This is a genomic window from Bradyrhizobium sp. BR 1433 (assembly GCF_051547665.1).
Taxonomy (GTDB): domain Bacteria; phylum Pseudomonadota; class Alphaproteobacteria; order Rhizobiales; family Xanthobacteraceae; genus Bradyrhizobium; species Bradyrhizobium australafricanum.
This window is the reverse complement of sequence record NZ_JBPUGG010000001.1, coordinates 978,256-990,788: the sequence shown is the minus strand read 5'-3', so window position 1 is coordinate 990,788 and position 12,533 is coordinate 978,256. Positions and strand designations below refer to the sequence as shown.

The 12,533-nt window shown below is 65.3% G+C and carries 9 protein-coding genes and 2 pseudogenes; 4 read left to right on the top strand and 7 right to left on the bottom strand.

What is annotated here, in order from left to right; all coding sequences use genetic code 11:
* The first annotated feature begins 43 nt into the window (after positions 1 to 43).
* Positions 44 to 538 (top strand): MarR family transcriptional regulator, encoded by a 495-nt coding sequence (locus ACSKB9_RS04930; protein ID WP_438080064.1) that lies wholly within the window; start codon positions 44 to 46, stop codon positions 536 to 538.
* Here the strand turns inward: ACSKB9_RS04930 and ACSKB9_RS04925 are convergent.
* The 4 genes and pseudogenes from ACSKB9_RS04925 to ACSKB9_RS04910 form a co-directional block, all read right to left on the bottom strand.
* Positions 510 to 1,778 carry an O-antigen ligase family protein gene (locus ACSKB9_RS04925; RefSeq protein WP_438071843.1) on the bottom strand — a complete coding sequence of 423 codons (1,269 nt, stop codon included), beginning with the start codon at positions 1,776 to 1,778 and terminating at the stop codon, positions 510 to 512. The two genes, ACSKB9_RS04930 and ACSKB9_RS04925, sit on opposite strands and share 29 nt — an antisense overlap.
* 144 nt (positions 1,779 to 1,922) lie before the next feature.
* Complete coding sequence (locus ACSKB9_RS04920; RefSeq protein WP_057020669.1) at positions 1,923 to 3,467, bottom strand: undecaprenyl-phosphate glucose phosphotransferase; 1,545 nt, start codon at positions 3,465 to 3,467, stop codon at positions 1,923 to 1,925.
* Between the two features lie 115 nt (positions 3,468 to 3,582).
* On the bottom strand, positions 3,583 to 4,722 hold the full coding sequence (locus ACSKB9_RS04915; protein ID WP_438071842.1) for a glycosyltransferase family 4 protein: 1,140 nt from the start codon (positions 4,720 to 4,722) through the stop codon (positions 3,583 to 3,585).
* Positions 4,723 to 4,725: 3 nt separating this feature from the next.
* Positions 4,726 to 5,336, bottom strand: a pseudogene (locus ACSKB9_RS04910) (polysaccharide biosynthesis/export family protein).
* Positions 5,337 to 5,511: 175 nt separating this feature from the next.
* On the opposite strand from ACSKB9_RS04910, the gene ACSKB9_RS04905 reads away from it, so the two are divergent.
* A complete protein-coding gene (locus tag ACSKB9_RS04905) occupies positions 5,512 to 7,854 on the top strand; it encodes a GumC family protein (RefSeq protein WP_438071841.1) in 2,343 nt (780 codons plus the stop codon).
* Between the two features lie 9 nt (positions 7,855 to 7,863).
* Here ACSKB9_RS04905 and ACSKB9_RS04900 read toward each other — a convergent pair.
* Positions 7,864 to 8,262: pseudogene (locus ACSKB9_RS04900) on the bottom strand (Bug family tripartite tricarboxylate transporter substrate binding protein); the annotation flags it as partial.
* Positions 8,263 to 8,333: 71 nt separating this feature from the next.
* Here ACSKB9_RS04900 and ACSKB9_RS04895 point away from each other — a divergent pair.
* A complete protein-coding gene (locus tag ACSKB9_RS04895) occupies positions 8,334 to 8,537 on the top strand; it encodes a hypothetical protein (protein WP_438071840.1) in 204 nt (67 codons plus the stop codon).
* A gap of 34 nt (positions 8,538 to 8,571) precedes the next feature.
* Here ACSKB9_RS04895 and ACSKB9_RS04890 read toward each other — a convergent pair whose 3' ends face one another.
* Complete coding sequence (locus tag ACSKB9_RS04890) at positions 8,572 to 9,909, bottom strand: MFS transporter (protein WP_438071839.1); 1,338 nt, start codon at positions 9,907 to 9,909, stop codon at positions 8,572 to 8,574.
* A 322-nt stretch (positions 9,910 to 10,231) separates the two neighbouring features.
* On the opposite strand from ACSKB9_RS04890, the gene ACSKB9_RS04885 reads away from it, so the two are divergent.
* Positions 10,232 to 11,170: a LysR family transcriptional regulator gene (locus ACSKB9_RS04885; RefSeq protein WP_283071356.1), complete on the top strand. Its 939-nt coding sequence runs from the start codon at positions 10,232 to 10,234 to the stop codon at positions 11,168 to 11,170.
* 4 nt (positions 11,171 to 11,174) lie between these two features.
* Here ACSKB9_RS04885 and ACSKB9_RS04880 read toward each other — a convergent pair whose 3' ends face one another.
* The gene (locus ACSKB9_RS04880; RefSeq protein ID WP_438071838.1) at positions 11,175 to 12,368 is read right to left on the bottom strand and encodes a GNAT family N-acetyltransferase; all 1,194 of its coding nucleotides are present in this window, start codon (positions 12,366 to 12,368) and stop codon (positions 11,175 to 11,177) included.
* Positions 12,369 to 12,533 lie beyond the last annotated feature (165 nt).

Sequence of the window (12,533 nt, the reverse complement as noted above, 5' to 3'; positions counted from 1 at the left end):
TATAGGAGCCGATTTGTCAAGCACGACGTCGCGCGAAACGCTGATGCAGGAACTCGAGGAGGCGATGCGCCGGTCATCCGCGCAGGGCGTGATGTACGGCCAAGCCGTTGCAAACATGGCCGGAATCTCCAACTCCGACATGGAATGCATGGACATCCTGCACCTTGAGGGTCGGGTGACCGCGGGGCGCCTCGCCGAGGTCACCGGGCTGACCACCGGCGCGATCACCGGCGTGGTCGATCGTCTGGAGAAAGCGGGTTACGTGCGCCGCGAGCGGGACGAGAGCGACCGCCGCAAGGTCTTCATCTCGGTGGTGGAGGAAAAAGCGGCGGAGATCGGCAAGTTCTACGTGCCGATGCAGGAGGCGATGCTCAAGCTGTGGAGCAGCTACACCGACGACGAGCTGCGCTTGCTGCTGCGCTTCGCCAATGACGGCTACAAGGGCGTGCTGGAAGCGACCGGAGCGCTGAAGGCGGTGATCGACATGCCGCCGGAGCAGCGCGCCAGGCTCAGGATGCCGCCGAAGACTCGTCGATGATCCGTGCCGACGTCGCGCGGTAGTGCTCGGCTGCCGCATACATGCCCCACATCGTGCCCAGCATCATCCAGAAGTGCCGCCAGTGGTCGGTATCGATGATGAAGCTCTCGCCGACAAAGCCGAGGAACGCCGAGAAGACCGCGAGATAGCCGCGCTGCCACGGCACCCGCATGTAGATGTAGCGGAAGCCGATGATCGCGGTGACGAACACCAGCGCTGGATAGCAGATCCCCGAGATCCAGCCGCCCGACATGAAGGCGTTGAGATAGGAATTGTGGGTGTCCTCGGGGAAGTAGGTGTGGAATTGCAGCGGCCCGATGCCGAACGGCAGCTCCAGCGCCATCTGGGCGCCGAGGATGTGGCGGCCGAACCGGCCGAAGCGGCCTTCGTCATAGCTCTGGTCGAAGCTCGCGCGCTGCTTGAACATGTCGGCGACCGAGCCGATCGAGAGCAGCACCGCGATCAGCGCCAGGGCCAGGATAGCGGCGATCAAGGTCATCACGATGATGCGCGAGCGCTGCGCCTGCGAGCGGCTTGTGAACACCATCAGCGCCAGCATGAAGGCCGTGGTGATCACGAGGCCGCCCCAGGCGGCGCGCGAGAACGACAGCAGGATCGCAAGCGAGATGATGCCGAAGGCGATGGCGTTGCGGAACGCCTTGCCGAAGCGGTCGGAGACCACGCTCTGCAGCGTGAACAGCGCCGGCAGGATCAGGAAGGCGCCGAGCACGTTCGGGTCCTTGAAGGTGCCGCGGGCGCGGTCATACAGCGTCAGCAGGTCGTAGCCGCCGGGCACCAGACGGAAGTAGCCGGCGATGCCGGCGAGCGAAGCGATCATCGCGCCGACGATCAGGCCGCGGCGCAGCATGTCGAGGCGGGCTTCGGTATCCTCCGACATCACCATCGCGAAGAAGATGACGGTGATGGCCATGTACCAGGAGGTCAGGATCCAGTTCACCACCTCCGGCTTGTCGAGGAACGGCACCGCACCGATGCTGTAGCCGACATTGAGCACGATCAATGTGAACAGCAGCGGCATGAACACCAGCCGCATGCGCAGGCCCGTGGCGAAGAACAGCACGCAGGCAGTCAGCGTGACGAGCTCATACGGGCTCGGCTCGATGAAAACGATGGCGCCGGACGCACCGGCCAGCCACACCAGCGCCCGCTGCAGCGCCAGCACGCCCGTTGGTGCTGATGTCAGCGAATGGGACGTCCCGGCTGTCGCCGCATAGGCCATCGGATACTCACGCAACTTGGTACAAGCGCTAAACACATTGCTTCGTCATTGCGAGGAGCGAAGCGAGGAAGCAATCCATCTATCCCCGAGCCGCGATATGGAATGCTTCGCTGCGCTCGCAATGACGTCAGTAAGTCTCAACCTTCAGTACGCGTTCTCGCTTTTCGTCAGCAGCGAGAACGGGGTCTTGAGCAGGATGTAGAGGTCGAACAGCACCGACCAGTTCTCGATGTAATAGAGGTCGTATTCGACGCGCTTCTGGATCTTCTCGTCGGTGTCGACCTCGCCGCGCCAGCCGTTGATCTGCGCCCAGCCGGTGATGCCGGGCTTGACGCGGTGGCGGGCGAAGTAGCCGTCGACTGCCTCGTCGAACAGGCGGTTCTCCAGCTTGCTCTGCACGGCGTGCGGGCGCGGGCCGACCAGCGAGAGATTGCCCTTCAGCACGACGTTGAACAGTTGCGGCAATTCGTCGAGCGAGGTCTTGCGGATGAAGCGGCCGACGCGGGTGACGCGCGGATCGTTCTTGGTCACCACCTTGGAGGCGGTGGGGTCGGCCTGATGGTGGTAGAGCGAGCGGAATTTGTAGACGTCGATCCGCTCATTGTTGAAGCCGAAGCGCTTCTGGCGGAACAGCACCGGGCCGGGGCTGTCGAGTTTCACCGCGAGCGCCACCAGTCCCAACACCGGCAGCGCCGCAACCAAGGCCAGACCGCCGACCACGCGGTCGAACAGCCATTTCAGCACCAGATCCCAGTCGGTGATCGGCGCCTCGAACATATCGAGCGTCGGCACCTTGCCGATATAGGAATAGGAACGGGGGTGGAAGCGCAGCTTGTTGGTATGGGCCGACAGGCGGATGTCGACCGGCAGCACCCAGAGCTTCTTCAGCATTTCCAGGATGCGGGTCTCCGCCGAGATCGGCAGCGCGAACAGCACGAGGTCGACGCGGGTGCGGCGGGCGAATTCGACGATGTCATCGATCTTGCCGAGTTTCGGTGCGCCGGCGCAGGTGTTGGTGGCGCGATCGTCATTGCGGTCGTCGAACACGCCGAGCAGATGGATGTCGGAATCATCCTCGGCGTTCAGCGCCTCGATCAGCTGCTCGCCATTGTGGTCTGCTCCGACGATGATGGTGCGGCGGTCGAGCCGGCCGTCATGCGCCCAGGCGCGCACCATCGATCGCAGCAGCAGCCGTTCGGCGATCAGCACCGCAAGGCCGACGCAGAAGAACGACGACAGCCAGACCCGCGAGACCTCGCCACCGAGCTTGACCAGGAAGGAGATGCCGATGAACAGCAGGAACACGACGGCCCACGACGAGATCATGCGCGTCATCTGGCGAAGCTGGCCGCGGAAGATCTGCACCTGGTAGATATCGGCGGCCTGGAAGCAGACCACGGCGGCAGCCGACATGCCGAGGATCGATGCGATGTACCCCCAGTGAATACTGCCGCCGGCGAGCGGCCTGACATAGGCGAGATAGAGCCCGACGCCGACCAGGCTGAGCAGCACGAAGTCGGCGAGGCGAACCACGCCGGCGATCACAACCGGCGAGTAGGCGCCGCGAACCTTCTGGTTGGTAACGGCGAGCGCGGCCGGCGAGAGGCGCCGGCGCCGTTCGATCTGCGGCTGAGCGGCCGTCGCAGACGCAGCGGCATCCAGCATCGAGCGTGCGTTAAACGGTTCCACGAGTCCACGTCCATTCCTGCGCATGCAGATGGGCATCCGCGCGCAGCACGAAAATTCCCCCGGGCGTGACTTAAGGGGACAAATCGGAAGAAACGGTTACGTGTGCAAGAAGTGGTTAACGTTTGGCAAATGCGTCGCGATAGCCGGCCAGTACCCCCTCGACCATCGCGCTTTGCGAGAAATGTTCCGAAATCCGCTCGCGCAGTCTCTCGGCGCGCGCCGCGGTCGCGGCGCGATCGTCGAGCGCGGCCTTGATCGCGTCGGCCATCGCTCCGGCATTGCTCGGCGCGAACAGGGCGTCGGTGTGGGTATCGAAGATCTCCGGGATGCCGCCGACATCGGCTGCGATCATCGGAACGCCCGCCGCGCCCGCCTCGATCACCACATAGGGCATCGAATCGCCGCGCGAGGGCACCACGAGCAGGCTGCCCTTCGAGAAGCCGTAGCGCGCCTTGACGTGACCGATGAAGCGGACTGCCTCACCGAGCGACAGCCGCGTCACCTGCTCCTTGAGGCGCTCGAATTCCTCGCCGTCACCGCCGAGCGTCAACGTCACCGGCTTACCCTCGGCGCGCAGCTTCGCTACCGCGTCGATCAGGAGATCGGCGCCCTTGATGCGCCGGAACTCGCCGACATAGGCCACGTCGGTGGCATCGTCGGCGCCGGGGACCGGTTCGAATTCCTCCGCGGTGACGCCGTTGAACACGCAGCGCACGAGGCCTGCCGGCTTGCCGACCGTGCGCTGATAGGTGTCGCGGGCAAACGCGCTCTCGAACAGGAATAGGTCGGTGCTGTTCATCAGGGTGCGCTCGAGCTGGCTGTAGAAGCGGCCCTTCCAGGTGTCGAGCGGGTAGTGCAGCGAGCCACCATGCGGCGTGTAGACCCGGATCACCTTGCTCGACCGCCGCCGCAGCCGGACATAGGCGCCGGCCTTGGCGCCATGCCCGTGGACGACATCGGGTTTCAGCTTGCGGATCAGGCCGGCGATGTGGGCCCAGACTATGAAGTCGGCGAAGCGCGGCTCACGACGTATCGCGACGCGGTGGACGCCGAGCTTGAGCCGCGGCTCGATCTCGGCAAGCGCCGCGTCGGCCCGCGCGCCGCCGGTCGAACTGTCGGCGACGATGCCGACATGATGGCCGCGTTCGATCTGGCCGTTGGCGACGTCGAGGATGTGACGAATGATGCCGCCGACCGGGGCACGCACCACGTGCAGGATGCGGAGGGGCGGTTGCTGATTTTGATCCTGCGCCATCGATCAGAACCAGCGCTCGCCGACGAACACGGTGTCGCCGGGGCCGATCGGCGTACCCAGGGGAGCGACGAAGCGGCCGGCGCCGGATGCATTGGTGTGGGTGACGGTAACCTCGTCGCGCCTAGCGCGCGGCGAGAAGCCGCCGGCGATCGCGATCGCGCTTTCGACCGTCATGTTGGGCACATAGGGATATTGGCCGGGGCCTGGACTTCGCCGAGGATGAAGAACGGCCGGTAGGCCTCGATCTCGACTGCGACCGACGGCTCGCGGATGAAGCCGTTGCGCAGCCGCGCGGTGATCTCGGCGGCAAGCCCAGCGGGCGTCCGGCCGCGCGCCGGCACCGAGCCGATCAGCGGCATGGTGATCGCGCCCGCGGCGTCGATCGCATAGGCGTTGGTCAGCCCTTCCTGGCCATAGACCACAACGCGGAGCTTGTCGCCGGGGCCGAGATTATAGCCCTCGCGCGTCGGTGCGGGATCGGCATAGGCCACGGGCGCAGCATACGCCATCGGTTCGAGACCGGGGTCACCGGCAAGCGGCGACGTTCGGCCCATGCAGCCCGACAGCGCGAGCGCAGCGACCAGACAAATAAGGGGAGCGCGCAGATCGCGCATGCAAGGAATCCCGCGACAATATCGGCTCCGATTAACGGCACCCATGGTTAACAAAGAATGACGGGGCGGGTGGTGGCGGCCATGCCCGTCAACCCCACCGATTAACCCAGCGGCAACCTTAATGGACTGTAATCGCCCCATTGAGATGGAGTCGCGGTGTCCGCGGGGGTTCGTTATGCGTTTTGCATTCTGGCGTAGAGGCAAGGATAAGGCCGTCGTGCAACGGGCGTTGCCGAAGTCTGCGCCCGTTGCCGACGAAGCTGTCGTGAAGCCGGCTGCGCCCAAGCCTGCTCCCGACAAGCCTGCTCCTGACAAGCCGGCCCGTCCGGCGGAGGCGGCCGATCTTGACCTGCACGTGCTCGGCCGCGCGCTGGCGCGCAAGCGCGGCTGGATCATCGTGCCGACGGTGCTGGTGTTCGCGTTGTCGCTTGCCGCGGTCAACGTCGTGACGCCGCGCTACAAGTCGGAAGCGCGAATCCTGATCGACAATCGGGAGAACGCCTTCCTGCGTCCGAACGGCGAGCGCGACCTGGAGCGCACCTCGCTCGACGCCGAGGCGGTGACGAGCCAGGTGCAGCTGTTGCTGTCGCGCGATCTCGCGCGCGACATCATCAAGAAGAACAAGCTGGCCGAACGTCCGGAGTTCGATCCGGTGCTGCGGGGCTTTTCGCCGCTGAAGTCGCTGCTGGCGCTGTTCGGCATCGGCCGTGACCCGTTCAGCCTGACGCCTGAAGAGCGGGTGCTTGATTCTTATTACGAGCGCTTCCAGGCTTTTGCGGTCGACAAGTCGCGCGTCATGGTGATCGAGTTCCAGTCCGAGGATCCCGAGCTTGCGGCGCGCGTCGCCAACTCGATTGCAGACGGCTATCTCGTGCTGCAGCAGGCCGCGCGGCAGGACCAGGCCAAATCCGCCAGCACATGGCTGCTCGGCGAGATCGACAAGCTGCGCACCAAGGTCGCGGACGCGGATTCGCGCGTCGAGGAATTCCGCTCGAAGTCGAGCCTGTTCGTCGGCACCAACAACATCCCGCTGTCGAACCAGCAGATGGGTGAGCTGAACACGCAGCTCAACAATGCCCGCGCGCTGAAGGCGGATGCCGAGACCAAGGCACGGCTGATCCGGGAGATGCTTCAGGGCGGCAAGCCGATCGAGGCGTCGGAGGTGCTCAATTCCGAGCTGATCCGCCGGCTGGCCGAACAGCGCGGCACGCTGCGCGCGCAGCTTGCCGAGCAGTCGTCGACGCTGCTCGACAACCATCCGCGCATCAAGGAATTGAAGGCGCAGATCGCCGATCTCGACCGGCAATTGCGCGAAGAAGCCGGCAAGGTTTCGCGCTCGCTGGACAATGACGCCCGCGTCGCCGATGGCCGAGTCATGGCGTTGCAGGCGAGCCTGGACCAGTCGAAGAGGCAGGCGTCGTCTAGCAATAGCCAGGACGTGCAACTGCGCGGGCTGGAGCGCGAAGCCAAGGCGCAGCGCGACCTGCTGGAGGCCTATCTCGCCAAGTACCGCGAGGCGACGGCGCGCGAGAACATCGAGGCCGCGCCGACCGACGGTCGCATCATCTCGCGCGCCTCGGTTTCGAATACGCCGGCCTATCCGAAGAAGCTGCCGATCGTGCTGATCGCGACGCTGGCGACGCTGCTGCTGTCGTCCGGCATCATCATCACCGGCGAGCTTCTGCGCATCTCCGCGCCCGGTGCGGTTGGCCGTGCCTTCGCGCCGGCGGCTGCCGTGATCAGGCGCCGCGAGCCGGTCATGGACGCCGCAACCGTGGACCAGCCCGCGCCGGCGCTGCCCCCTGAACCCGCGCTCGCATCGCCGGTCGCGCCGAAGCCGGCCGTGGAGCCCGAACTGCCGCTGGAGCCTGCGGCTGCCTATGAACCTCCGCCGCAGCCTGAGTCCGCCCAGACTGCCGACGAGATCGATGAGCTCGCCGAGCGCCTTGTCGCCGCCGGTCCCGCCGCCCACAAGGTCACCGTGCTCGGCCCGGCCGCGGCTGATAGCGTTACGCTGACCGCCCTGACGCTGGCGCGTCTGATGGGGCGCCAAGCCAAGGTCGTCGTTGTCGATCTCGTCGCGTCCTCGCCGGTACTGACGTCGGCGACCGTCGATCCGGCGGCGCCCGGCCTTGCCGAGCTGATGCAGGGCGAGGCGACCTTCGCGCAGATCATCACCAAGGATCGGCAGTCGCGTGTGCAGATCGTCAGCGCCGGGCGTCCGGGATTCGATCGCTCGCATCTGCAATCGCCGCGGCTCGCCCTTGCGATCGATGCGCTGCTCAGGGTCTACGACCACGTGCTGCTCGACGCCGGTTCGGCCGTCGACCTGCCGGCCGAACTGCTGACCGCGAAGGCGCAGGCGGTCGTCGTGCCCGACGCCACCATGGCGCAGGATGCCCGCCACTCGATGATCGAGCAACTCAGGGCGGTCGGCTTCGCCGAAGTGACGATGCTGAGCAAGCCCTGCGCGGCGTCGGAAGCGGCTGTGAGGGGCCCGCGGGTGGTGGCTGCCTGAGCGCCACCGTCAGCCCGTCGGGGTAAATCCGGTCGCCCGCACGATCCCTTTCCAGCGATCGGATTCGGTGGCGAGCAGTTGCGCAAAGTCATTCATCGCGATTGCGTCGACGTCGACCGACAGTTTGGCCATGCCGGACTTGACCTCGTCGCTGCGCAATGACGCCTGGATCGCGCCGTTGAGTTGCGCGACGATTGCCGCGGGCGTCTTCGCCGGCAGGAAGATGCCGAACCAGGTCAGGTCCTGAAGCCCGGGGTAACCGGCTTCCGCCACCGTCGGCACATCGGGGAGGGATTTGAGACGGCTGGGACCGGTCGTCGCCAGAGCGCGAAGCTGTCCGGACTGGACCTGACCCAGCAGGCTGTCGATCGGCATCACCGCCGACGCGATCTCGCCCTTCAGGAGATCCTGGACCGCCCCTCTGCCCGCTGTCGCTGCATTTGTGCTGCCGGCTCGCCGCGACCGGCCGCTTCATCACCGTGCTGCCGGGCTCGGTCGCGCGATTTGCCGGCGGCGATCTCGGGCTGAAGGTGCTTCAGGTTCAGCTTCCGCGGGCGGCCGCCGTCTCGGCCGCGATCGTTACGTTGAAAGGCCGCACCCTGGGCCCGACCGCCGAGATCTTCATTGCTTGCATCCGTGAGATCGCCAAGGCGGCCGCGATTAAGGCGGCCGCCGGCAAATGACGGACATTGCAGGCGCCGTTCCGCGCAGGCGCATCTAGTGCGCCATCATCGGTTCGCGCGCGGTTCGCTCGAGCACCGGATCGATCCGCAGCCTGATCGTGACCAGCGCGCCGATCAATCCCATCACCGCGAGCAGCAGCAGGCCCGCCGTGAAGCTGCCGGTCAGGTCCTTCAGATAGCCGACGGCGAACGGGCCGGCGAAGCCTGACAGGTTGCCGAGCGAGTTGATCGCGGCAATGCCTGCCGCCGCCGAGGCGCCGGTCAGGATGCCCGCCGGCATCGGCCAGAACATCGGCGGCACGGCCGACACGCCGATCTGCGCAAGGCAGAGCAGGGCGACGATCAGCACCGGATTCGACACCAGCCCGGCAAGGCCGATGCCGACGGCGGCGAGCGTCAGTGCGCCGGCGACATGGTATCGCCGCTCGCCGGTCTTGTCGGAATGGCGGCCGAGCAGCACCATGCCGACCGCGCCGAACACGAAGGGCAGGGCCGCGATCAAGCCGGTCTGGGTGTCGGTGACGCCAAACGCCTTGATGATGGTGGGCAGGAAGAATGCGACGCCGTAGCTTGCCGCGTTGAGGCAGAAATACACGAAGGCGCAGGCAAGGACCCGCGAGTCGGTGAGCGACTGCAGAACGGGAATATGCTCCACGGCCTCGGTTTGCTGCCGCTCGCGCTCAAGCGTGGTCTGGATCCACTTGACCTCGTCGGGCTGCAGCCAGCTTGCCTGGCGCGGAAAGTCCGGCAGGAAGGTCAGGACAGCGAAGCCGACCAGGACCGACGGCAATGCCTCGCAAACGAACAGCCACTGCCATCCGGTCAGGCCGGCGCCCGACAGGTTGAGCAGCAATCCCGAGATCGGCGCCCCGATGATGCTCGAGATCGGGATCGCCAGCATGAACAGGCTGATGACGCGCGCGCGGTACACCGACGGGAACCAGAGCGTCAGATAGAAGATGATGCCGGGGAAGAAGCCGGCTTCGCAGGCGCCGAGCAGGAGACGCAGGAAGTAGAAGATCCATTCGCTCGACAGGCCGCTCGCCGCGGACATCTGCGGGATGAAGGCAAATGCGGCCGAGACGATGCCCCAGCTGATCATGATGCGGGCGATCCACCGCCGCGCACCGAACCGCTCCAGCAGGATGTTGGAGGGCACCTCGAAGAAGAAGTAGCCGATGAAGAACAGACCGGCGCCGAGCCCGTAGGCGGCCTCGCTGAGGCCGAGCGCCGCGTTCATGTGCAGCTTGGCGAAGCCGACATTGACGCGATCGAGATAGGCCACGAAGTAACACAGGATGAGGAACGGAATCAGCCGTCGCATCATCTTTCCGATCGCGCGCTTCTCGACATCGTCGCTCATCGTTCCCATCCCTTCCTGTTTTTCAATTCGGCAGACGATCACCGCGCTGCTCGGGGCGGCACCTGGCGCACCCGCAGCGGTTCGTCGCGTTGCTCTTGCAAGTCTTCTTCATTGTTGTGTAATCGACTGCCGCGTGACTAATGGCATTTGGGAATGGAGCTACGGCGAAACTGTCATGATGCACCGCGGCATAAACGCGGGAACCCTGGAGCGTTTTCCAGCGGAGTGGCTGCTCGTTCGCGCCAAGAAAACGCCTCAAAGCAGAATCTGGAGCCCCGTTCCGGTTTAATCGGAACGGAAAAGGCTCTTGCCGGCAGAATGGTGGCGGGCCGTGATCAATAATCTGAAACTGCGCCAGCTGCGCCTGCTGGTCGCTCTCGACAATGAGCGCAAGTTGCAGCTCGCCGCCGAGCGGTTGAACATCACCCAGTCCGCGGCATCGAAGATGCTCGCCGAAATCGAGGCGCTGGCGCGGGTTCCCTTGTTCGAGCGCACGGCGCGCGGCGTCGAACCGACGGCCTATGGGTCGATCCTGATCCGTGGCGGCAAGAGCGTGCTGGCCGATCTCGACCAGGTCACCGACGAGTTCGCGGGATACAAATCCGGTGAGCTCGGCACCGTCTCCGTTGGAACAGTCGCCAAGCCCAGCATCGACCTCGTCGTCGACGTGATCCAGTATCTTGGCGAGAAGCTGCATCGGGTGAACATCTCGCTCGATGTCAGCACCAGCCCGCCTTTGATCACGCGACTGCTGGCGCTCGAGTTCGATTTCGTCGTCGCCAGGATTCCCGCCGGCATCGACCCCCGGCAATTCGACTATTACGAGATCGGCGCGGAGGAGGCGGTGCTGCTCGTTCGTGCGGAGCATCCGTTGGCCGGCCGCGAGACGGTCGAGCTGGAGGACATGGCCGACCAGCAATGGATCTGCCAGCCGCGCGAATCCTTCATGCGCCAGGCGCTCGAGAGGCTGTTCATGAGCCGCGGCGTGACGCCGCCGCGCCGGGTCATCAACACCGAGTCGTTTTTCGCCTCGGTCGGAATTGCCGCGGGCATCGACGCGATCGTGCCGGTCCCCATGCTGGTGTTCGATCTGGTCGATCCGCAGCGGTTCAAGGTGCTGCGCCTGCGCGACAGGCTGTTGTTGGAGAATTACGGCCTAATCAAGTTGCGCAAGCGTGCGCTGTCACCTGCCGCGGCACTGCTGTTCGACGCGATGAAGCGGCTCGGGGTACCGAATGGCGGCGCAGAGCAGGGCGACGCGGCGAGCTGAACACTCAGCGGAACATGCTGCGCAGGTTCTGCGCAATCTCGAACAGCGCCGGATTTTGCTTCACGGCGCGCTTGGCGCGATTGATGGCTGACAGCGCACTGGCCGCCGGCTTGCCGCGCAAGCTGAGCGGAATGAAGCTGTCGACGACGGCTTCATCGTCCTTGCAGAACAGCCGCTTGTACTCGTCCGAGCCGATGCCGAGATCCAGAGCGCGGTAGTTCAGGCCGGCATGGCGATCGATGATATCGCGCATCAGGATCAGGCCGGGGCTGAACTTGGAATTGGCCGACATCGTGTAGGTGTTGAACATCATCGAGAAGCGATGACCGTCGGACACGCCGGCGAAGATCGCGATCACTTCCTCGTCGCACTCCAGCGCGTGGATGTCGATCGCATACCCGTTGCCGTCGGCGCGCGGCGCGAGGCAGGCGGCACGAATGAACTGCTCGATACCCGGCTCGGCGAACACGTTCGGCAGCTTCTGCTCGGCCATGCGCTGCGGCTTGACGCGGAAGAACCAGTCGAGCAGGCGACAGACATCGGCGCTCTCGCTCGCGACGTAATAGCGGTAGCCGGGCAGCGCCTGCAACTTGCGCTCCTTGCCCTTGAGGCGGCGGCGGAACGAGTTGCTGACCAGCGCCGCCGGTGCCGCGCCGGGCTCGATCGCCAGCACCGGGCAGTCGTTGACCGAAGGCTGACGCGGCAGCAGCGCCAGCGGATTCGGGAGGTCCTGCCAGCGCAGCGGCTGCTGGCAGAGCACGAGCGCGTCGGCGCGGGAACGTTCGGCGATCGATCCGATCAGAGCCGCGATGTCAGCTTCCGTCGCGTTGGCGGCGAAATCCTTCTCGCACAGCGCCATGTTGAAGGTCGCATGCTTGCCGCCCATGAAGCTCGCGCAGTTCGCGCCGAGGCGGGACTCGATTGCGAGCGGCAGCAGCAGCAGCGGCCGGCGTTCGCTGTCATGCGCGACGACGATGAAGGGCCGCAGGCCCTCGCGCTCGCCGACCTGACGCTGCCAGCTGGCGAGGAAATCGAACCGCTGATAGGGCGTGTAGCTGTGCTCCGATGTCTCGAAGCCGCGCCAGGTCGCTTCGGCCGCGGTGAGATCATGAAAGATGTCGACGCCGGCAACGCGGATTGCGTTCGGCCACGCCCGCGTCTCAGCCGTCTGGCCTTCGATTGCCGCCGCCATGATCATCTCGGAACCCAAATTTTTTTTAGGTATTAATTTACAGTTCTCGGCTGGGGCCGACCTTCGCAGGGAAATGTCAACAAAGAGTAAGAACAATGCCGCGGCGGTTTGCGGGAACCGCCTGACAAGGACGGGGATCTTGGCGCCGGACAGCGGGATTTTACGACGGGC